We start from the raw sequence: 21,828 nt of genomic DNA, 5'->3' as shown, positions 1-21,828 counted from the left end.
GTGAATATAATCTATGAATTATTGTATCTTAAAGAAAATTGTGCTTAGCACATTGTTGTTTCCTCTCGTATCCTGTGCTGGCGATAAGCATGTCGATCACAATGTCGAAAATTACGTCGTCTATCATAATAAGAGTGAATTTGCGGGGTGGCCTGCGAATGAAGGTCTGTGGCAGTGGGATAACGAAGTTTTGACTGCTTTTGAGGTTGCTACTTTTGTTGAGACTGAAGGCGATCACAGTATTGACCGCAACAGTCCTAAACGAATCGTGTTTGCGAGAAGTATGGACGGGGGGAGAACATGGACCACAGAAGAGCATGAGGAAATATTACCGCCAGCTTATCTCGGTGACGAAACACTTTACCAACAGGCATCTGCTGCGTCAGCGCCTAAACAGTATCTTGGAGGGTATGATTTTGAGAGCCCTGATTTTGCTATGAAATTACGGGGAAAGAATTTTTATGTTTCCAATGATCGCGGCCATAACTGGGAGGGGCCTTTTCTCCTTCCTGAATACGGTTATACCAGTGAAGCACGAACCAGCTATATTGTAACTGGTAAAGATTCGATGCTGCTATTTATGACTGGTCGTATCAATAATAACGGACTTCGCTACGGGCGATCATTAGTGCTAGAAACAAATAATGGAGGCAAAACCTTTGAATTTGTTTCTTGGATTGGAGAAGATTTTGAACCCGAACTCAGCGCCGCGGAACGTGAGAATGGTACACTTTTTTCTATCATGCCTTCAGCAGTAGAACTAGGAGAGGGGCATTATGTTGTTTCAGTCCGCCAGCGTGCTCATCGTCGAAAATGGACTGATATTTTTGAGACTAAAGACAATTGCAGAACCTGGGAGAAGATTAGCTTGTTAGAGAAAGGTTCTAGTAATCCTGCTACACTTGTTGTGCTTAATAATGGTGACCTTGCTGCAGTTTATGGTAGTCGTAGGCAGAGTCCTACTGAGGTGGTGGCTAAAATAAGTAAAGACAAAGGGCATACCTGGAGCAAAGAAATCGTATTACGAAACGATGGGCGCAAGTGGGATATCGGTTACTCCCGTGCAACTGTCCTTCCAGGTGGAGATGTTTTAGGTATTTACTATTTCACTACAGATGAAATGCCTGAAAACTTTATTGGCGCAACTCGATGGACACCCGCGTTGCTGAGCGAATGAATTGATAGAGTTCAAGATTTGCCGATTATGCATAATGTAACACGATTCCGAGTTGTTCTTGATACAGATACATTTAATGAAGTGGATGATCAATTCACGCTCGCGTATGCGTTTCTTTCTCCCGATCAAATCAACTTGGAGGCATGTTATGCTGCTCCGTTCCTCAATGCCCGGTCATTAAGCGCTGAGGATGGAATGGAGAAAAGTTATCAAGAAATCCATGTGGTTTCAAATTTATTAAAAACAAATTTCGACGGGCATATATTTCGTGGAGCCACGCACTTTCTAGAATCAAAAGAAAGACCAGTTGAAAGTGACGCCACCCGAGATTTGATTGCACGGGCTATGCAGTCTAGTCAGGAAGACCCGCTTCATGTTGTCGGGATTGCTGCGGCTACTAATTTGGCATCAGCTCTAATTATTGAGCCTCGAATTAAGGAATTTGTTCGCTTTTATTGGTTGGGAGGAAGCCCTTTGTATTGGCGGACTGCAGACGAGTTTAATCTCAAACAGGATGTGCTTTCAGCTCAAGTGTTATTTGAATCTGGAGTCGATTTGACTTTGATTCCTTGTAAGAATGTAGCCGAACATATGCGTGTCAGTTCTGCTGATTTAAAAGATGCGCTTCTCAGTCCAAACCCGCTATGTGATTTTTTGCTGCAGCGTTTCGATCAATATATGGAAGAGAAGGACTTTCTTTCAAAGCCTTTGTGGGATGTGGTTGCTATGGCACTATTGGTGAATCCGGACTGGGTCCCCTGTGATGGAGTCGATTCACCGTTGTTACGTGACGATAAGACATGGGGGGGCTGTGTTCATGGGCACAAGATCAAGGTTGCTAGAGAGATTCGCCGTGACGCTATATTTAGAGATCTGTGTCGTAAATTGAATGAGTTTTCCTAGTTTATAAAACGCTCGTTATCATGATGGAATTTTTTAGAATTATATTGTTCACCTTGATTCCTATTTCGTGCATTTTTTCAGAAATTCGTTTAGCCCCTTTGTTTCAAGATCATGGTGTTTTGCAGCGTGATATGCCATTGCGTATTTGGGGAGTAGCTGATCCAGGCGAGCCTGTTAAGGTATTTTTTTTAGGGAAAAAGGAAGAAGCTATTGCTGCAAGTAATGGTGAATGGTCAGTCACTCTAGCGCCATCATCTGCATCGAATCAGCCGCAGTCGTTGGTCGTTCAAGGGGCCAATCATACTATTACCGTAAAGGACCTCCTGGTCGGAGAACTCTGGTTTTGCTCGGGACAATCCAACATGGCTTGGACGGTGAAGCTTTCGAATGATTCAGAGCGTGAAGTTTTGCAGGCGAACTACCCGAGTATTAGGCTTTATCAGGTTCCTAAGGCATCATCCAATAAGCCTGAAAGTAATGTCGGTGGTGAGTGGAGAGTGTGTATGCCGAAGACAATCGCGGATTTTTCGGCGGTAGCCTATTATTTCGGGCGGCATTTACATGAAGCACTCGACGTTCCAATCGGTTTGATCAATAGTAGTTGGGGGGCGACCCAGGCTGAAGCATGGATCAGTGCGGAGGCACTTCGCAAATCAAGCGTTTATCCTAATGTTAAAAAACGCTGGGAATCCGTGTTGGCTAGTTATCCTAGTGACTTCGATAGGTATCGAGCTAAGTTGGATGCTTGGAGGCAGGCTTCAAGAGAGGCAGCGAGTCGGGGAGATCAAATTAAGGCTAAAGCACCGCGTGCGCCTCTAGGTCCGGGGAGTAAGCGAGAACCGTCAGGCTTATACAATGGAATGGTCGCACCATTTCTTCCGGCGACTATCCGCGGTGTTATTTGGTATCAAGGAGAGAGTAACGCAGTGCAACACGAAGAGTATGAAGAACTGTTCACTTCCTTGATCCAAGATTGGCGCTCTGGTTTCGAGCAGCCTTCATTATTCTTTAATTATGTTCAGTTAGCGAATGTACACAGGAAATATGATCCCACCAAACAAGAGTTTTCTTATATCAGGGAAGCACAACGTCATGTTCTGAAGTTGGCAGATACTGGAATGGCGGTGGCAGTTGATATCGGTGAGAGGAACCAGATACACCCAGGTAACAAGCAAGAGGTCGGCAGGCGTCTGGCTGCGATCGCTTTGGCTCAAGTTTACGACAAAGATGTCACTTTCTATGGCCCTTCAGTAGTTGCAGCCTATTCCCTGGGAAGGCAGGTTCGGGTTGAGTTCGATTCAGGTGCAAACCATTTAGTCTTAAATGATTTAGAGGATCATGGTTTTGAATTGGCGGGCAGTGATGAGGTTTTTTACGCAGCAGAAGCAACATTGATGGGTTCAGTGTTATTACTTGAGTCGGATGATATAGCGTCTCCCCAGTATATACGCTATGCATGGGGGAACGATCCAATCGTCAGCGTTTTCAACGATGCTAGTTATCCCGCCAGCCCTTTTCTTCTGGAATTGAACTCTGAGAACTTGGATGAATAATTATGTTAATATAGAACTGTTGTTTTAGTGATATTGTTAGAGGGGTTAAATTGGTTTATGGGCTTTGGATCTGGTGAGGGAATTCTTAAGCTGGTAACGGAGGCTTATGTTTTAGAACTGGTGGGGAGGGTGGCGGTAAAAGTGCTGCCTTGACTGAGTTTGCTGCTGACTTCGATTTTTCCACCCATGTTTCTAATGATGGTTTGAGCGAGTGCGAGCCCCAGTCCGGAGTGTCCAGCGTGGGCGTCGCTGCGCGAGAGGTCGGCACGGTAAAAGCGGTCGAAGATGCGAGGAAGAGCTTCGGTTGAAATGCCAGGGCCATCGTCGCTTATGTTGACGATGATGGCGTTCGGGCTGTGGGTGAGTTTGATTTGCACGAGGCCGTTGCCTTGGTGGTGCTGTACCGCGTTGCCGACTAAATTATTAAAGACGATAGCAAGTAAGTCGGGGTTGGCTGTGAGTGGGCAGTTGGGGAGTTCTGCCTGTAGTTTCACGGCTTTGGTCTCGGCTAATGCTTGGTGGAGTTTGATAGACTTTTGAATAATGGTGGCGAGGTCGCAGTCGACAGTAGCAAGGGGCGCGTAGCCATCGTCCTGGCGGGCTAGTAATAATAGGCTTTCGACTAAGTGACGCATCCGGGTCGCGGCGTCGTGACAGAGCTCAAAGGACTCTTGATAGTCTTCAGCGTTGCGCATAATCCCGCGTTTACGCATGCGTTGGCTTTCCGAAAGCAGGATGGTGAGCGGCGTGCGCAGCTCATGGGAGGCGTCGGCGGTGAATTGACGTTGTTGCTCGAGAATGGCATTGAGCCGGTCGAAGCTATGGTTGAGAACGTGGCTGAGCTGGTCGAGTTCGCTGTCGGTGCCAGCGGTATTGATGCGTTCATTGAGGTTGCCTTCGGCTATGCGAGTGGCGGTCTGGCTTATGAACTGAATGGGGCGTATGGCCTTGCCGGCCAGCCACCATCCGCCGAGCAGGCCGATCAGCCAGAGGCCGGAGCCGCTGGCGCCGAGTGACCAGCCAAAACGGTGTTTTTCCTCGAGCTCCGACTGGATGTCATGACCGATGATGATACGAAAACCGAAATTGAAACTGTGGGCACTCTCTCGTAGATTTCCGTGTGTGCGGAATTCTTCCTGCATGCCGACTTCGTCGGGGAGGGGCAGGAAACTGAGTTGATCGGGCGCGTTTTCTGACTTTAATAGCAGTTCGCCGTCGGCATTGGCGAAGGCGAAGTAATAATAGCCGCTGGCATTGCCAGAGAACTCGTTGAGTGCTTCCTCGGGCAACTGGATCTTGCCTGTTTCGAAAATTTGATAGAGCTCTTCGGGAAAGGGGATGCGTTTGTTACCGTTGTTGCGCTCGGAAAAGTAGGATTCATTGGCTTCGATTAGACTCTTGAACAGTTGTCGTTCGTGGCGCTGTATCTCGCGGTCGATGCGGCGGCTTTGATTGAGCCATGCCAGTTGATAGGCGGTCATACAAAAGGCTGCGATGGCGATGAACAGAATGAGGCCGTGCCAGACTTGAATGCGCCAGCGGATGGATTGAAAAGGGCGTTTCATTCGATACAGTAGCCGTGTCCGCGGCGGGTGGTGATGATATTGGCGCCGAGTTTCTTGCGTAGGTTGGAAACGTGGACATCGAGTAAGTTGGAGAGGCTGTTGTCGTTTTCGTCAAAGAGACGCTCGTAGAGTAAGCTGCGGCTGACGACTTCGCCGCGATGAAGAGCGAGGTATTCAAATAGTGAATACTCTCGGGCAGTGAGTTCGATCTCTTGGTCGTCCTTGCTCAGGCTGCGGCGGGCAGTGTCGATCAGTAATCCATTGATCTCGATTTGTGATTGGGTTTTGCCAGAAGTTCGGCGGATTAGAGCGCGAAGTCGCGCTACGAGCTCATCACTGTCGAAGGGTTTAGTTAGATAGTCGTCGGCTCCTGTATTCAGTCCTTTGATACGATCTGGAACGCTGTCGCGAGCGGTCAGCATGAGCACTGGCACCGTATGCTGAGGGCGCAGTTGCTCCAGCACTTGCCAGCCGTCGAGCTTGGGCATCATGACGTCGAGCACCAGTGCATCATAAAGTCCCTCACTTGCTTTAAACAGGCCTTCCTCGCCGTCGGCAGCTTGGTCGACGGCGAAGCCTTCCTCTTTAAGCGTGGCGCTGAGGCTACGGCGTAGGCCGGGGTCATCTTCTATGACTAATATACGCATGGTTGTGTCTTATTCATGACGCAGCGCGTCGATGGGATCAAGCTTGGAGGCTCGGCGTGCGGGGGCAAAGCCGAACACGATGCCGACAATGGCGGAGAAGGCAAATGCGATGAGGTTGATCTCTAAGTTGAAACTGAAGGGAATCTGGATCAGCGGCGCAAGAACTTGGCAGAAAACAAGGGCCAGACCGATTCCGATCATGCCGCCGACACAGGAGAGCGTGAGGGCTTCCACTAAGAATTGCCAGAGCACTTCTTTGGCTGTGGCACCAATGGCGAGGCGAATCCCAATTTCCCGCGTGCGCTCGGTGACTGAAACCAACATGATATTCATAATGCCGATGCCCCCCACGAGTAGCGAGACCCCCGCCACGGCGGAGAGTAGCATGGTCATCAGCTCGGTGGAGGAACTCAGGGTTTCCGCGATTTGACGTGTATCGAACACGGTGAAATTATCGTCCTGATTGCTTTGAATATTGCGGCGCTGCCGCAGTAAGGAAGAAATTTCGCTGATGAGCAGGTCACTGTTGTAATCGTCCTCGGCGGAGATGCTCATTTGGCTGACATCGCGGGAGGAGGTGCGCCCGCCGAGGCGCCGCTGCATGGTTGTGAGCGGCACGACGATGGTATCGTCTTGATCGCCCATGCCGGCCTGACCTTTGGCTTTCAGTAGGCCGATTACTTGTAGCGAGGCCTGGCCGACTCGGATCTTTTTACCGATCGGGTCTTCGCTGCCGAAGAGTTCGGTTTTGACGGTGTTACCAATGACGGCAACCGCTTCGCCCGTGCGGGCATCTGCTTCGGTGAAGAAACGTCCTGAGGCGAGTGACCATTTATTAATGCTGAAGTAGTCTACTGTCGTGCCGATAATGCTGGTATTGCGGGCCTCTTGCAGATAAATGGTGCTGAGTGATGCTGTGCGCACCGGGGCGATGGCGGCCACCCCAGAGATTTGTTCGGCGATCGCCGTGACATCCGACTCGGTGAAATTGGGAACACCTGCGGAGGATGCCCGGGGGCCGAAGCCGGAGCCAGGCCGGACCATGACCAAATTACTACCCAGATCGGAAATCTGGTTTTTCACGGCGGCGGTCGTGCCTTCCCCCAGAGTGACCATGGTGACCACAGCGGCGACGCCGATGATGATGCCGAGCACGGTGAGAAAGGCGCGGGTTAAATTGCGTTTAATCTCCCGGAGGGCGATTAAGAATGCGTTGGTGAGCATAATAAGCATAGCGATTATTGGGCTGCGATTCGGTGGTGTGTCTGATCGTGATCAATGAGGCCATCAATCACGCGCACGGTGCGTTTGGCATATTGAGCGACATCATCTTCGTGAGTGACCATGAGAATAGTAATGCCGCGCTCACTGTTGAGTTGGGTCAAGAGCTCCATAATTTCACAGGTCGTTTGTGAGTCCAGATTGCCGGTGGGCTCATCGGCGAAAAGCGTGCTGGGATTAGTTACAATCGCCCGAGCAATGGCGACGCGTTGTTGTTGTCCTCCCGAGAGCTCGGCCGGGGTGTTACGCTCTTTATCGGGGAGGCCGACTTGGGCGAGTGCCCGGCGTGCCATTTCATGACGTTCGGCGCGCTTAATGCCACGGTAGAGCAGGGGCAGTTCGACGTTTTCGATGGCACTGGTGCGGGCGAGTAAGTTGAAGCCTTGAAAGATGAAGCCCAGAGCGTAGCGTCGCAACAGGGAGCGTTGCACCGAGTTTAAGCTTTCCACGGCAATCCCTTCATAGCGATAGGCACCTGTAGTGGGCCGGTCCAGGCAGCCGAGCAGGTTCATCAAAGTCGATTTACCCGAGCCGCTGGGCCCCATGATAGAGACGAATTCACCTTTATCGATCTTTAGGTTGATGCCCTTGAGAGCCTGAAATGCGGCGCTGCCCTGACCGTAGGTCTTGGTCAGATTGTTCAACTCGATGAGAGTGGAGGTGGGTGTGCTCATAGTCTGGTATTGCTTTCACTGAGGATGACTTGAGTGCCTTCGCTAATTTCGTCTGAGATGACTTCTGTGTAGCTGCCATCGCTAATGCCGAGCTGGACTTCGACTGGCTTAGGGTGGCCATCTTCAAGTATCCAAATGGTGGATGCACCATCGGTTTTGGTTGGCATCATACCTTCCGGGCGGCTGCCTCTTTGAGAACCAGGCCGTTTCGGGCGCGGGATCAGACTATCAAGAAAAGAAGTTTTTTCTGTGCTCGCTTTGGCGCTGAGTTGATCGGGAGGTGTGGGGCTAAAGCGCAGGGCGGCGACCGGAACGATGAGCACGTTTTGATGATGTGCTACGTCGATGTCGGCAGTGGCTGTCATCCCCGGGCGTAGGCTAAGATCCTCGTTGCTGACTGATAGGTCCGTTTCGTAAGTGACCACATTGTCGGTGACTTCGGAGCCGTAGGCGACCTTCAGTACGATGGCTTCGAAGCTACGGTCTGGCCAGGCGTCGACGGTGAAACTCGCTTTTTGTCCGGCGGCCACGCGACCGATGTCAGCTTCAGCGACAGCGACTTCCAGTTCCATTTGGGAGAGGTCCTCCGCGACAATGAAGAGTTCGGGTGTGGAGTAGCTTGCGGCCACGGTTTGACCGACCTCAATGCTGCGACTGAGCACAATGCCATTGGTGGGCGATACGATGAGTGCTTTGGACAGGCTGTTGGCCTTGGTCTCGACGTCGGCCTGGGCTTCGCTGATGGCGGCTTCGGCGCTGGTGATGTCGGCCTTGGCACGTTCCACCGCAGCGACGGTGGTGGCGTAGTCTGCTTTGGAAGGAAGTTTACCGCCGCTGAGTCGTTGCAATTCTTGTTGGCGTGTCAGCGTCGCCTCGGCTTCCGTCAGAGTGGCTTGCTTTTGAAGTAGCGCCGCCTTGGCAGATTCGAGTGCGGCTTTACTGGATTTGAGCTGATTTTCCAGCGTGACGGTGTCGAGTCGTGCCAAGGGCTGGCCTTTGGTGACCTGGTCGTTGGTGTCGACATACACTTCTACCGTGGTGCCGGAGAGCTCACTGCCCACAGAGACTTCATTGGTGGGTTCCAGATTACCAGTGGCGGTAACGGTGAGACGAATGTCGCCGCGTTGTAGTGCATGGGTTTTAAAACTTGGCCCACGGGACTGTGCTTGAGCGCGCTGGCTATAGAAATACCAAGCGCTGAGCGCGAGCAGCAGGACGATGCCGATGGCATAATAGCGCTTTTTAGAATTGGTCGTATGGCTGCCAGCTTGTATCGCTTGGCTGAGGTCGGTGCTCGACTGTTTGTTTGGATCTTTCATAAGGATAATCAATTACAGTGTTTCGTTTGCAGAAGAAGTGTCCCAGCCGCCGCCGAGTGCTTTATAGAGTTGCACATGTGCGTTGAGAGCCTCGGCTTGGGTGCTGGTGAGGCTTTGATCGAGACTAAGTTCGGTTCTTTGGGCATCCAGTACCGTGAGCAGGTCGACCTCGCCGGCTTTATACTGTAGTTGAGCCAGTTGAGTGGCATTTTGTGCGGCTTCACAGGCACGTTGAAGAGTCGTGATTTGCTGGTTACGCTTATCGATCGAACTGAGCGCATTTTCGACTTCAGCTAGTGCGTTGAGCACAGTGTTTTCGTATTCTAGATATGCTTGCTGGAGGAGTTCATTTTGAACTTCGATGTTGCGGCGAATTCGGCCTGCATCCCAGAGCGGGGCACTCAGCCCTGCGGCTAGATTACTGATTAAGGATTGTGGATCCAGGAGGTCGCCCGCTTGGAGTGCTTCAATTCCTATGGATCCGCTCAGATTGAGTGATGGCAGGCGACTGCGTTCTGCTGCTGTTAAGCGCGCCTGAGCTGCAAGAATTGTATTTTCGCTTGAACGAATGTCGGGACGTTGGCGCAGTGTTTCCGCTGGAATGCCGACGGCAATGTTGGCGGGAGCGCTAGGAAAGCTGGTGGGCAATTGTAGCTGGCCCTGTAGTGCTGCGGGCGTGCGGCCAGTTAGGATGGCTAAGCTGTTACGGGTTTCTACCAGGCTTTGTTCCAGTTCCGGGATTTGGGCACGCACTTGCTCAGTTGCAGCGATTGATTGTTGGCTATTGAGAGCATCACTTTCACCAGCCTGTTCTTGCCATTGCACAATTTCCTGAGTGCTTTCGCGTGTGGCTAAATTTTGGCGGACAATGTCTAGTTGAGTGGTGTAGCTGCAGAGAGTGAGATAGGTCGAGGCCACTTCCGCTGCGAGTGTGACCTGGGCTTGGCGATAGTCCTCTTCGCTGGCAGCGAGTGCCGCATCGGCAGCGGCCACATACTGTTGTTGACGTCCGAAGAGATCCACCTCCCAGCTTGCGTCCAGTGCTGCTTGGTAGCTGTCCGAGTGGGTGGAATTTGAATTGTTCAGGTCTCTGGTCTGTGTGCCCGATCCAGCGATGCTGGCAGCCAGTGAGGGCCAGAGTTCCGCGCTTTCCAGCCCCCGTTCCGCACGGGCTTGACGGATGGTAGAGAGTGCCGAGCGCAGGTCTGGATTTTTTTCTATGGCATCGGTGATGAGTGCTTCCATTTGCGGGTCGTCAAAGCGTTGCCACCACCGGCTAAGTGCTGCTGTATCGAGGGTGGATTGGCTAGAGTTGACTGATTGCCAGGTGTGTGGAAGCTGTGTGTCGAAGTGGGCCTTTTGCTCGAGCGAGGAGGAGGTCGTGGCGCAGGCAGTCAACCAGCCTAAACTGAGTGTGATTGCTCCGGCACTGAGGAATTGTTGAATCGATGTATGGTTCTGCTTGATCATATCGCATTGGGTTGAGGATGTGATGAGTGTAGCAGGACGAACCTTTAGAATGCATTAAGCTGGAACTTTTTTTGCGTTTTTTTCTCAATGTATACTATGCATAGATTCATTCATTTTGTTTTTCGCGGATTGTTATATTGGGTATGTTTTTTGGGTGTGAATCACGGCGCGCTGGCCTCGGAGGGGTTTGAGTTGCCTTTGGACACGCAGGCCGTCGATCGTGAAGATCCGAATTATTTGACGAGTTATGCGCCGATTTTGAAACCGGCTAAAGAGGCGGTCGTGGCGGTGCACTCAGCGAGTATTTTGCGCTATATTCGGCAGCGGGGGATGGACCCTCGAATTGAAATGCTGCGACGTTACTATGGGCTGCCGACTCCTGACCGCGAGGAACCGGAGGAAATTGAGCGCCGTATTAATGAGGGCGTGGGCTCGGGGGTGGTGATCGCCGCCGACGGCTATATTTTGACTAATAATCATGTGATCACAGCGCGGGATGGTGAGCCTGCGGACGAGATATTAGTGGAATTGAATGACGGGCGTGAATTAACGGCACAGCTAGTGGGGCGGGACCCGCGGAGCGATCTGGCGGTGCTTAAGGTGGAAGCGGACCATTTACCGTATTTACCTGTTGCGGACAGTGATCAGTTAGAGGTCGGGGATGTGGTTTTTGCGATTGGCAATCCGATGGGGGTGGGGTTGACAATTACTCAGGGGATTGTCTCGGCGACCAAGCGTGGTAATTTGTCGATTTTAGGGGAATTGGGCTATGAGAGTTTTATTCAAACCGATGCGCCGATCAATCCCGGTAACTCTGGTGGAGCCTTGGTGGATGCCTATGGGCGTCTGGTAGGTATTAATACGGCGATACTCTCGCGCAGTGGGGGCAGTATTGGGCTCGGCTTTGCCATTCCCTCAACTTTTGCGCGGTCAATTGCACTGGCATTAGTGCGTGATGGGGAAGTGCGTCGTGGGATTCTTGGTATACAGTTAAAAGATGTGAATGCTGAGTATGCTGAAGCGTTTAAAGTGCCGGAGGGAACCGGGGTGCTGGTAGAATCGGTCGTTGAGGGCTTGCCGGCGGCAGTGGCTGGCCTCGTGGCGGGGGATGTTATTGTCGGGATTAATGATGGGGCGGTGGAGGATATAAAGGATTTGCGCATTCAGGTGGCGGCGAGTCCTCCCGGGGCATCTGTGCGGGTTCAGTTTCGGCGTGCGGGTGTTCTAAAAGAATTAGACGTAGTTTTGGGAGATCCGAATGATCCCTACGGTACGGGGACGCTGCGTGCTACTTTGCTCGAGGGTGTGAGTTTTACGCGAATGGATGCGGCACAGCGTCAGAAGTATGGTTTGAGCGATGAAATTCAGGGGCTGGTCGTGGACGAGGTGGCTGAGGATTCACCGTATGTAGATTCGTTGGCGCCGGGATTGGTCTTTGTTGAAATTAATGGAGTGGTGCCTGAATCCATTGAGCATGGACGTACATTACTGGAGTCGCGTCGTGTGAGCCGTGTGTATGTGTATTACCGAGGACATGTTACTTATTTGGCGATTCGACCGTAGGCAGTTGGATTAGACTGTTGTGGTGGGGTATCTCCCTTTTAACTATAAATTTACGAATTTAGTATAGTAGGATTTTTCGTATGGATTCACGCTTCTGATGTCTTGACCTTGCAGGCGATCGTGCCGCATGTTTACTGAGAAATTTAACCATGCAGCAGCACCGCGCCTTAATTCTCCGTAGTAATCGTTTCTTAGGTTCTGCCCTTGTCGACAAGGGGCTGGTCTCTTCGTCTGATCTGGAAGAAGCCAATGGCAAGTTTATGGAGGCGATTCAATCGGCCGATTTGAAACGTGCATCGATTCTTTCGACTCTTTTGTTTGAGCTTAAAAAGCTCGAAGAAGCAAAGTTATTGGAGTATTTAGTGGAAGAGGAAAAACTGGGGTTAATTGACTTGGCCTATGTCGAATTGCAGTCATTGCGCCCGATGAATGTGGATTTATCGCTGTGCTGGGCTTCCTCTACGGTTCCATTTGATTATGTAGAGGGCACCTATATGGTGGCTACTTGTTACTACATGAGTGCACCTGTGGTTAAGCATTGGGAAAGTGTACTCGACGGTCGTGTGATCTGGTATGGAACATCAACATCTTCATTCAGTCGCGCACTTGAGCGTATCGAGGAGATCCACGAAGCCGAAGACACGGCTAAGGACGAATTATAATTTTCAACGAGTCGACTCAACTTTATATGCCATACAGCGTTTTAATTCTAGATGATGATGCAGACTTTAACAGTCTGCTGACTGATATTTTCGAGCAAGCCGATTACGTAGTGACGTCATTGACTGATCCTATTGAGGCGGTGGACGTCTTCCGCGATACTGATTATGATCTAGTGGTGACGGATCACAAGATGCCGGAAATGACGGGAGCGGAATACATGAAGGTGATCAAGCAACTCAAGCCTGAGGTACCTGTGATCATGGTGTCCGGTTATTTGGAGAACGACACCATTCGTGAGTTAATTAGTGAGGGCGTCGGCGGCGTTTTTCTCAAACCCTTGAATATTTTTTCCTTATTGGAGCGAACGGCTGAATTGATTGAAGAGGCCAAGAAATTGGAGAGTGCGCCTGCTGGCGGCATCGAGGATGGACTAGGCAGCGATGTGAGTGCGAAGTTAGGTTTTGCATTTCGTTCTTATCCTTGCAAATCGGGGGCTTCAGCTGCGTTTGCGGAGCGTCTGTATAGTTTGCGCAATTTTAAATCCACGCTATCTTTGATTGGGGAGCCTGGTATGCATTACCGCAGCATTTGTGAAGATATCCAGGGCTTTTATGAAAGTAGTGCCGAGCAATTTATCTTTCTGAGTGCGAGTGCGTTCGATCAAGAGCAGGCGCTGACTTTAATTGATGCCGCCAAGCGTGCAGGTGCGGAGCGAGTGACTTGTGTATTGTTGGAGTTGGAGACTATGAGTGCTGCGCAGAAAACATTGGCGACTGCACTCTCCAAGCACGAAGGGGTCTTTGAAGATATCGGTGTTTCGTTACGGACAATATTCTGCGTGAGTGGTGATTTAGATTCGTTATTTGATGAGGGCTTGATCGACGAGAATCTCTATATATTGATGGGGACGGCGGAAGTGCGTGTGCCACCGCTGCGTGAATGTCAGGTAGATGTTGGGGTGATGGCTCAGCAGTTGGTCGTTGAGGTGGCGCGTGAGCAGGCGCTTGCGTCCGTACCTCGTTTTGAGCGTTCTGCGCGCGATTTATTTCGTCAGCACAAGTGGGAGCGGAATTTTGAAGAATTGCGCCAGATAGTACGTCAGATCGTCGAAGAACATCCGGGCGATGTGATTACCCATGCTACGGTAAAATCGGCACTTCAAGTCACTGAAGGGGCCTCGCAACGCACTCTTTTCGAATCGCATCTTTCCAGTCAACAGGTGGACTATTTGCGAGCGGTTGCTATTCTTTTTGGAGGGGATCGCAGTCAGACTGCCAGTTTTTTTGGCACTGATGTGATTTCGATTGAAGCGAAAATGAAATAGTTGGTTCACTGCTTTTTTAGAACACTTACAGAATTATATATATGGCCGGACGAATACTAGTTTTAGATGACGAAGAGAATTACGCAGAAATGCTGCAGGATTTACTCCGTGAGAATAGTTATCGTGTTGACATGGCAACTCGCCCTGAGCGGGCAATTACGCAGTTGGAGGAGATTCCTTATGATCTGGTGATCTCAGATTATAAGATGCCTGTGATGGACGGGGCCGACTTTTTGAAGAAGGCACGGGAGCTGTATCCTAATTTACCCTTTATTTTGGTGTCTGGTCTCATGAATACGCCAGAATTGGTCAAAGTGGCGAATATGAGTGTTACCTTGGTCATGGAGAAACCCTTGGATACGGAGGTTTTCTTACAGCATGTAGCGCGTTTTTCAGCTCCCATGACCGATATTGAAAAAGAGCAATTTGTGCAGGAAGGCGCTTCGCTTGCATCGGAGCGAGTCGCGCATAGTTATCCAGAGGAGCCGAGGTTTTTCAGTGCCAGTAATTTCTTATCAAACCGTTTTTTGCAGAATGCATGGGTCATTGCCAAAGAAGCTCGCGAGCTCTTTATCTTGGAGTCTGTTGGGGGCGATGCTGAGTTAGCGATCAAGGATCTCTCAAATTGGCGTGGTAATGGAGACATGCCCGTGGAGGTGCTTGCACTGCCGGATACGAATGAAGCAGCCATAGTCAAGCTGCGTGAAGTGCTGGCTGACTTTGAAAAGAGCCGTCTGATCGGTGTGCGGATAAATTCGCTTTCGGATATCGCGCGCGCTCATAAATTGACAGAGCTGGCACTGCGTGAGCTCGAGGGCTCTGAGCCATTGCTATTGGTTTATATTGTGAATGCTGAGCGTGCCGATACTTCAGAATTTGTAGCGGCGGCTGCAGAATGTGGGGTGGTGTTGCCATCGCTGAGTCTTCGTCCGAGTGACATTGCGGTTTATGCGCGCCGCACTGCTCGTATCTCAGCAGAGCGTGCCGGGCGCAGCCAAGGCGCTGAGTTTACCCCGGAAGCGGTTTACGTGCTGCTCTCTTATGACTGGCCCGGCAATTTTAAGCAATTACAGGAAGTCGTGTCCGCTGCCGTGAATGCCAGCGCCGACGAGTTCATTACGCTGGAAGTGCTGAACACTGTTTTGGAAACTGAATTCGAGGTGGTTGCGCCTGATCAGCGGATTGCGACATTGATGAAGACTGAGCAATGCCGTTACCTGAAAGAGCAACTTGAGGAGGGAGGGTTGACGGCTGCGGAGCTAGCAAAGAAGCTCGAGCTCGACCCTTCCGTTCAGACCAAGGATGATCTTTATAATATGCCCTTGTTGCGCTCTGAGTTGAATCGCTTCTGATTGTTCGCGCTTCTGCATTCTTTTATTTTTAACGATTCTTAAATTATGGCTCTTGCTCGTATCCAAACTGCTATCCTGGAGAATTTGCTTCAGATGGGTCATTTGACCGATGCACAATTTAAGAATATTACTGAGACGGATGAGGAGCTATCTGGTGAGGCCATCGAAACCTTATTGGCGACTGATTATAAAATTACACAATATCAGTTACTTTTTGCCAAGAGTCGCGCGTTTGAACTGACTCCGATTAATATCAAACACTGCATGCTGACGGAGACGACTTTCTCCAAACTAGATCAGGATTTTTGTCAGGAACACAAGGTGCTGCCGCTCGGATTTGCGGGAGATTATATTATCATTGCATTAAGTAATCCCTTTGATCTGCGAGTCACCAGTAAGGTGCAAGAGGTTTCCGGGATGAAGGTGAGTGTGTTACTCGGTCTTCAGTCTGAAATCGATAAGATTATTGTTGATAAGAATGATCAGCACCAAGCCGTCGGTTTTGGAGATGTGGTCGAAGCGTTGGGAGCTGATTACGAGAGTGATGATGAGATTGATGAAGAAGACTTTTCAGATGAGGAGTCGGCTCCGATCATCAAGTTGGCGAATCGGATTGTAGAAGAAGCATATTTTGCAGGTGCTAGTGATATTCATATCGAGCCGTTTGAGAAAGAGACGCGAGTGCGGGTTCGAGTGGATGGTGTTTTGCTGAATCGATTGACGATTCCGCCGGCAGCTTCGGGAGCTTTGTTGGCACGTTTGAAGGTGATGGCGCAACTGGACATCGCAGAGAAACGCATGCCGCAAGACGGGCGTATTATATTTAAACAGTACAATAAGAAGGGCATCGATGTCGACTTACGTGTGTCCACTGCGCCATTAAATCATGGCGAGGGCATCGTTATGCGCATACTAGATAAGCAGAAGAGCACCTTGCCTTTGCCTGCGCTTGGTTTTTCAGACCGTAATTTAAGGCTTTACCGGGATTTAATTCAGCGGCCATATGGTATGATTTTGCACTGTGGACCGACTGGTTCGGGTAAGTCGATGACACTTTATTCTGCGTTGAATGAGATTAATACGGCAGATATTTGTATTCGTACCGCTGAGGATCCGATTGAGTATACTTTGCCAGGGCTTTTGCAGATGCAGATGCAACGTAAGATCGGTCTGACCTTTGCTTCCGCGTTGCGTAGTTTCTTGCGTCAGGATCCGGATGTTATTTTGGTGGGAGAAATTCGAGACCGTGAGACTGCGGGGATTGCAGTGGAAGCGGCTTTGACCGGGCACTTGCTCTTTAGTACATTACACACGAACGATGCGCCGACGACGGTTTCTCGACTGACGGAAATGGGGATAGAACCTTTCATGATTTCTGCCTCATTGATTTGTGTGTGCGCACAGCGCTTGATGCGACGCGTGTGTAAATCATGTAAGCGAAATTACCTGCAGGAGGGGAATGAAGCAGAGATTATGCAGCGTGCGCTCAGTTGGACAGGACGAGTTCCGGGGGCGAGCGAGGATGGTTGCCCGAGTTGTGGCGGTAATGGATATAAGGGACGTGTCGGTATTCACGAGCTGATGTCAACCAGTGAAGAATTGATTAAGGCAATCAATGCTGGAGAAGAGGCTGCCGTGATCAAGCGTATTGCAATGCGTAACGGGATGATGACCTTACACCAGGATAGCATGCTGAAAGTGAAAGAGGGTCTGACCACTATGAGTGAGGCCATTTCAACGGTACCGCCGGATATGGAAGAATATGAGGTGGATCACAATGTAGTGGAACCTGCCTAAGGAGGGGCGCTGAAGAGCCCGGCTATTCTTGGGCGTTGCTGCCGTATCCGACTAAATTTCTTGTGTGGCAATCAGGGCGCCCAAGAAGACCAATTCGGTTTCGCTAGTATTGCGAATTGCCTGTGACTCGCCACTGCGCGTAATTTGTAATGTGCCAGGGGTGAAAGGATGTTCGCTACCGTTGTCGACTACGACACCAGTGCCTGAGATACAGTAGTAAAAGTCTTCTTCGTTTTGATGGGAGTGATCGCCTACGCTGGCACCGGGTTCCAGGCGTACGACGCCGACACTTTTGATTGCGCTACCAGGGAAGAGGTCGAGTAGTTTATGGGCGGTCACACTGCCGGTGCCACCGCGGACGCCTTCAGCGATTTCTGGAATTACTTTATGCACGTTTTTGATCATATGGTTAATTTACGCATAACTGCTGCTTAGTCATTAATAAAGTGGAGGCTTTTACAGTGTCAGGCGTACGTCATTGATGTGGGGAGGTAAGATTAGATGCGCCTGCCACATCCATCTGCTACTGACCCGTCGCTTCGTTCAGAATACGTGTGGCTCGTTCGGCGACGCTTTCTTTGGGGCCATCGTCGTAGCGGTAGACTCCATTCCGGCGGCGGGGCGAATGCTCAGCTTTTTTCTGACCACTGGTGTGAATCGTGATTGTAGGTGGCCGATAATAGTAGCGACTATCTATAACCGGATCGGTGTAATAGCTTAGACCATTATTGCGGCTGCGTTCGCTACGTTCTGTTTCCTGGCGTAATTTTTCGGTTTCTAGGCGAGCGCTCGCGGCCGCTTTTTCGGCTTGAGCGACGCGTGCTTCTAGTTCTGCGATACGTTGTTGGCTGCGGAGTTCAGTGAGTTCCGTCTCATAGCCGGCCAGCGAGGAGGAGATTTGTTCAGTTACATCGACCTCAGGATATCGAATTTGGAAACTGCGCCAGTAATCCAGCTGTTCCTTGGCAGAGCGGGTCGCAAATTCCCGACTTGCCATTTTGTCTGCACGGATAGACAGGCCTTCCTTTGTATGAGCAGCTTGGCGACGTTCCTGGTCGGCCAGCCATTCCTCGCGTTCGAGGCGCAGTCGCTCCTGATCCTTTGCAAACTGTTCATCGCTCATCAAATCGATTTCAGTGACGGACCCTTGGGTTAGAGTAATTTCTCCCTGGGGGTAGAGTAGTAGAGTTTTTTGACGTAACTCAATTGTGCCCATGGGTTTGCCTAATGTTTCAATGACTTGTTCTGTGCTATCGCCTTTCTTGATTGCTACAGCAGACAGTGGCAGCGGGAGTGATAAGCAGATGAGGAGAGCGAAGCGGAGGTAGGATTTCATGGTGGCAATGAGTATACTTCAAGAGTGGCGAAAGGCAAACCGACAGAGAAATTCAAATTTTGGTTGAGAATCGGCGCGCTCGCTTCATCTTCGGCTACTTTTCAACACTTTAGACTACTATTTACTAACATGGAAGATGTCATCATTCTCGGAACCGGCTGTGCCGGCCTCACTGCAGCCATTTATACCGGGCGGGCACAACTGAACCCACTTGTTCTGGAAGGAGCACAGCCTGGAGGTCAGCTTACGACGACTTCCGAAGTCGAAAATTTCCCAGGTTTTCCTGAGGGGATCGATGGGTACATGATGATGGATAACTTGCGTAAGCAGGCGGCTCGTTTTGGTGCGCGCTATGAACATGCCAAAGTGGATAAAATTGAGATTGTCGATGGTGTGAAGAAGTTGTATGCGGGCGATAAAGTCTTCGAAGCCAAAGCGGTCATTGTGGCCACAGGAGCCCGACCACGTTTGCTGGGTATCCCGGGGGAGCAGGAAATGTATGGTGGCAAAGGCGTGACAACCTGTGCGACTTGCGATGGTGCATTTTATCGCGACATGGAAGTCGTGGTGGTCGGTGGCGGTGATTCTGCCGCGGAGGAGGCGCTCTTTTTGACACGTTTCTGCTCGAAAGTGACTTTAATTCATCGTCGTGATGAGTTGCGGGCTTCACAGATTATGGCGGATCGTGCCACTTCACACGAGAAGATCGAGATGGCTTGGAATAGCGCACCAACTGAGATTTTAGCGGATGAAAAGGGGTTTACGCGTGCGATTTGTGTTCAAGATACGTTAACTGGCGAGACGCGTGAGATCCCTTGTAAGGGCGTTTTTATTGCAATTGGTCATATTCCGAATACAGATTTTGTCGATGGTCTGTTAGAGCGGGATAGCGATGGCTACGTTGTACCAATGGCGGGAAGCCAAGTGAAGACTCAATACGAAGGCTTTTATGCTGCGGGTGACTGTGTGGATCATGTGTATCGCCAAGCGATCACCGCCGCGGGTATGGGCTGTCAGGCCGCGATCGAAGCGGAGCGCTGGTTGGCTGAGCAAGCTTAACCAGGCTGTTGATCGTATAAAAAATTCAAGTCATGGACCTCTCTGATCTCAGGCAAAGCTATACTAAGGACAGTTTCAGCGAAAGCGATTTGTTGGAATCCCCTTTTGCGCAGTTTGAGCTGTGGTTTCGCGAGGCTGAGCAGTGCGATCTAGAAGAGCCGAATGCTATGTGCTTAGCGACGGCGGATGCCAATGGCCTACCAAGCACGCGTGTCGTATTGCTCAAGGACTTTTCCGAAAATGGGCTGACTTTTTATACCAATTATCAGAGTCGCAAAGCGGCTGAGCTAGAGGCCAATCCTCAGGCTGCGGCCAATTTCCTGTGGTTACCACTGCAGCGGCAGGTCAATGTGATCGGTCGTGTGGAGCGTGTGACCAAGGCCGAATCGCTTAAATATTTCCTGAGTCGCCCATTTAGTAGCCAGCTTGGGGCGTGGGCTTCACCTCAAAGTCAGATCATTACCTCGCGGAGTATTTTGGAGACCAAACTTGATCAGATGAAGCGCAAGTTTGCTGAAGGAAAAGTGCCCTTGCCTGATAATTGGGGCGGTTACCGCATCGTGCCTGAGTCCTTTGAGTTTTGGCAGGGGCGAGCCAATCGTCTGCACGATCGTTTTATGTACCAGCGCGATAAGTCGGGGCAGTGGCGTGCGCAGCGGTTGGCTCCGTAACTGGGGAGTTGGACCTTCAGAATTCGACGTTCACCTTGGACGTTCAGTGTGAGACGTTCATTTTTCCCGCTTTACTCCTCAGCGGCGGCTTCTATTACCAACAGTACGATGGTGGACGAAAATACAGAGATTGATTCCAAGATGGAGCGCGTGATTGCCAGTGGGCACATCAAGCCGATCTCTGAGGAATTGAAGAACTGGGCCAATCCCGAGGTGGCTGACTTTATTCTGCGATTGGACAAGCCGCATCAAATTTTGGTTTATCGTGCGCTGCCACGGGATCGAGCAGCCGATGTATTTGCCTATTTTGAACCAGAGGATCAGGATGCATTTTTAGAGGCTTTGACTGATGCAGATACACGTGTGCTTCTGGCAGATCTGAGCCCCGACGATCGCACGGCCATGCTGGAAGAGTTGCCAGCCACCGTGACGCGGCGCTTGATGCAATTGCTGAGCCCCGAGGATTTGGCCGAATCACGCCAGTTGTTAGGTTATCCTGAAGAGAGTGTCGGCCGCTTGATGACGCCGGATTATATTCGGATTCGTGCTGAATGGACCTGTGATCATGCTTTGGCGCATATTCGGAAATACGGGCGCGATAGTGAGATTTTTAATATATTATACGTCACCGATGGTAATGGGGTGTTAGTGGATATCGTGCGCATGCGTCGTCTGATTATGTTGCCACCTTCGACGATTATTTCAGAGATATTAAATTATCAGTTTGTCTGCCTGTCCGCTTACGACGATCGCGAAGTCGCCGTGGAGCAGATTCAGCGTTATGACGTGAATGCGCTGCCAGTTGTCGATTCGGAAGGGGTGCTGGTCGGTATCGTGACCGTGGATGATATCATGGATGTGGCCGAAGAAGAGGCAACGGAAGATTTTCACAAGGGGGCTGCGGTGACTCCTTTGGAGATGAATTATACGGCGGCAGCCCCTACGGTTTTGTTTCAGAAGCGCATTGGATGGCTGGTTATTTTGATTTTTGTCAATTTGCTCTCGGCCGCGGTCATTTCAAATTATCAAGAATATCTGCAGACCTACGTGGCGCTGGTACTCTTCATGCCACTCTTAATTGCCAGCGGAGGGAATACGGGTGCGCAATCGGCCACGTTGATGGTACGTGCCTTGTCTACGGGGGACTTGAAGCTGGATGGCTGGTGGCAAGCCCTATGTAAGGAGGTGTTTGTTGGGTTGATGTTGGGACTGGCCATGGGAGGGCTTACCTGGCTGCTTGGAATTTATCGCAGCGGTATGGAGGTGGCTCTAGTTGTGGGCCTGAGCATGCTTAGTATTGTGTTGGTCGCTAATTTGCTTGGGGTATTATTACCTTTCACGCTGAGTAAATTTAAGCTCGACCCCGCGGTCGCCAGTAGCCCTTTAATTACCTCTGTAATGGATGCGATTGGGCTGACCATTTACTTTTCAATCGCAGTGGCGATTTTATCATAATTACATTAATAATCTCGCT

General features: G+C 50.5%; 19 protein-coding genes. 11 read left to right on the top strand and 8 right to left on the bottom strand.

From position 1 onward, the window contains the following. Positions 1 to 13 precede the first annotated feature (13 nt). From QEH59_RS10875 to QEH59_RS10865, 3 genes are read left to right on the top strand one after another with little or no spacing between them, the layout of a single operon-like run. The gene (locus QEH59_RS10875; RefSeq protein ID WP_308985399.1) at positions 14 to 1,177 is read left to right on the top strand and encodes a sialidase family protein; all 1,164 of its coding nucleotides are present in this window, start codon (positions 14 to 16) and stop codon (positions 1,175 to 1,177) included. 27 nt (positions 1,178 to 1,204) lie between these two features. Then, a complete protein-coding gene (locus tag QEH59_RS10870; protein WP_308985455.1) occupies positions 1,205 to 2,080 on the top strand; it encodes a nucleoside hydrolase in 876 nt (291 codons plus the stop codon). A 20-nt stretch (positions 2,081 to 2,100) separates the two neighbouring features. After that, positions 2,101 to 3,633 (top strand): sialate O-acetylesterase, encoded by a 1,533-nt coding sequence (locus QEH59_RS10865; protein WP_308985398.1) that lies wholly within the window; start codon positions 2,101 to 2,103, stop codon positions 3,631 to 3,633. 104 nt (positions 3,634 to 3,737) lie between these two features. Here QEH59_RS10865 and QEH59_RS10860 read toward each other — a convergent pair whose 3' ends face one another. Genes QEH59_RS10860 through QEH59_RS10835 form a run of 6 tightly spaced genes read right to left on the bottom strand, consistent with a single transcriptional unit; the run spans position 3,738 to position 10,589 of the window. Next, on the bottom strand, positions 3,738 to 5,198 hold the full coding sequence (locus tag QEH59_RS10860; RefSeq protein ID WP_308985397.1) for a HAMP domain-containing sensor histidine kinase: 1,461 nt from the start codon (positions 5,196 to 5,198) through the stop codon (positions 3,738 to 3,740). Further along, complete coding sequence (locus tag QEH59_RS10855) at positions 5,195 to 5,845, bottom strand: response regulator transcription factor (RefSeq protein ID WP_308985396.1); 651 nt, start codon at positions 5,843 to 5,845, stop codon at positions 5,195 to 5,197. The genes QEH59_RS10860 and QEH59_RS10855 overlap by 4 nt, the downstream gene beginning before the upstream one ends. A gap of 9 nt (positions 5,846 to 5,854) precedes the next feature. Further along, positions 5,855 to 7,069 (bottom strand): ABC transporter permease, encoded by a 1,215-nt coding sequence (locus tag QEH59_RS10850; protein ID WP_308985395.1) that lies wholly within the window; start codon positions 7,067 to 7,069, stop codon positions 5,855 to 5,857. Between the two features lie 14 nt (positions 7,070 to 7,083). Next, the gene (locus tag QEH59_RS10845; RefSeq protein WP_308985394.1) at positions 7,084 to 7,800 is read right to left on the bottom strand and encodes an ABC transporter ATP-binding protein; all 717 of its coding nucleotides are present in this window, start codon (positions 7,798 to 7,800) and stop codon (positions 7,084 to 7,086) included. Continuing rightward, positions 7,797 to 9,119, bottom strand: a complete 1,323-nt coding sequence (locus tag QEH59_RS10840) for an efflux RND transporter periplasmic adaptor subunit (RefSeq protein ID WP_308985393.1) — start codon at positions 9,117 to 9,119, stop codon at positions 7,797 to 7,799. Before QEH59_RS10840 ends, QEH59_RS10845 begins: the two co-directional genes overlap by 4 nt. Before the next feature lie 12 nt (positions 9,120 to 9,131). After that, positions 9,132 to 10,589 (bottom strand): efflux transporter outer membrane subunit, encoded by a 1,458-nt coding sequence (locus QEH59_RS10835; protein ID WP_308985392.1) that lies wholly within the window; start codon positions 10,587 to 10,589, stop codon positions 9,132 to 9,134. 96 nt (positions 10,590 to 10,685) lie between these two features. Between QEH59_RS10835 and QEH59_RS10830 the strand changes: the two genes are divergently transcribed. The 5 genes from QEH59_RS10830 (at position 10,686) to QEH59_RS10810 (ending at position 17,288) form a co-directional block, all read left to right on the top strand. Further along, positions 10,686 to 12,152 (top strand): trypsin-like peptidase domain-containing protein, encoded by a 1,467-nt coding sequence (locus tag QEH59_RS10830; RefSeq protein ID WP_308985391.1) that lies wholly within the window; start codon positions 10,686 to 10,688, stop codon positions 12,150 to 12,152. Between the two features lie 149 nt (positions 12,153 to 12,301). Then, on the top strand, positions 12,302 to 12,814 hold the full coding sequence (locus tag QEH59_RS10825; protein WP_308985390.1) for a GspE/PulE family protein: 513 nt from the start codon (positions 12,302 to 12,304) through the stop codon (positions 12,812 to 12,814). A 26-nt stretch (positions 12,815 to 12,840) separates the two neighbouring features. Next, positions 12,841 to 14,139 (top strand): sigma-54-dependent transcriptional regulator, encoded by a 1,299-nt coding sequence (locus QEH59_RS10820; protein WP_308985389.1) that lies wholly within the window; start codon positions 12,841 to 12,843, stop codon positions 14,137 to 14,139. Positions 14,140 to 14,180: 41 nt separating this feature from the next. Next, on the top strand, positions 14,181 to 15,491 hold the full coding sequence (locus QEH59_RS10815; RefSeq protein WP_308985388.1) for a response regulator: 1,311 nt from the start codon (positions 14,181 to 14,183) through the stop codon (positions 15,489 to 15,491). A gap of 45 nt (positions 15,492 to 15,536) precedes the next feature. After that, complete coding sequence (locus QEH59_RS10810) at positions 15,537 to 17,288, top strand: GspE/PulE family protein (RefSeq protein ID WP_308985387.1); 1,752 nt, start codon at positions 15,537 to 15,539, stop codon at positions 17,286 to 17,288. Positions 17,289 to 17,339: 51 nt separating this feature from the next. On the opposite strand, the gene QEH59_RS10805 is transcribed toward QEH59_RS10810, so the two are convergent. Together QEH59_RS10805 and QEH59_RS10800 are read right to left on the bottom strand one after the other, a co-directional pair. Beyond that, positions 17,340 to 17,681, bottom strand: coding sequence for a cupin domain-containing protein (locus QEH59_RS10805; RefSeq protein ID WP_308985386.1), 342 nt, complete (start codon positions 17,679 to 17,681; stop codon positions 17,340 to 17,342). A 130-nt stretch (positions 17,682 to 17,811) separates the two neighbouring features. Beyond that, positions 17,812 to 18,624 carry a hypothetical protein gene (locus QEH59_RS10800; protein ID WP_308985385.1) on the bottom strand — a complete coding sequence of 271 codons (813 nt, stop codon included), beginning with the start codon at positions 18,622 to 18,624 and terminating at the stop codon, positions 17,812 to 17,814. A 129-nt stretch (positions 18,625 to 18,753) separates the two neighbouring features. Here QEH59_RS10800 and trxB point away from each other — a divergent pair, with 129 nt between their 5' ends. From trxB to mgtE, 3 genes are read left to right on the top strand one after another with little or no spacing between them, the layout of a single operon-like run. Then, the gene (gene trxB / locus QEH59_RS10795; protein WP_308985384.1) at positions 18,754 to 19,683 is read left to right on the top strand and encodes a thioredoxin-disulfide reductase; all 930 of its coding nucleotides are present in this window, start codon (positions 18,754 to 18,756) and stop codon (positions 19,681 to 19,683) included. Between the two features lie 32 nt (positions 19,684 to 19,715). After that, entirely contained in the window at positions 19,716 to 20,354 is a 639-nt protein-coding gene (gene pdxH / locus QEH59_RS10790) for a pyridoxamine 5'-phosphate oxidase (RefSeq protein WP_308985383.1), read from the top strand. A gap of 48 nt (positions 20,355 to 20,402) precedes the next feature. Further along, complete coding sequence (gene mgtE / locus QEH59_RS10785; RefSeq protein ID WP_308985382.1) at positions 20,403 to 21,809, top strand: magnesium transporter; 1,407 nt, start codon at positions 20,403 to 20,405, stop codon at positions 21,807 to 21,809. Positions 21,810 to 21,828 lie beyond the last annotated feature (19 nt).

Source organism: Thalassobacterium sedimentorum, assembly GCF_031127905.1.
Classification (GTDB): domain Bacteria; phylum Verrucomicrobiota; class Verrucomicrobiia; order Opitutales; family Coraliomargaritaceae; genus Thalassobacterium; species Thalassobacterium sedimentorum.
This window is presented reverse-complemented; position numbering and strand designations above follow the sequence as displayed.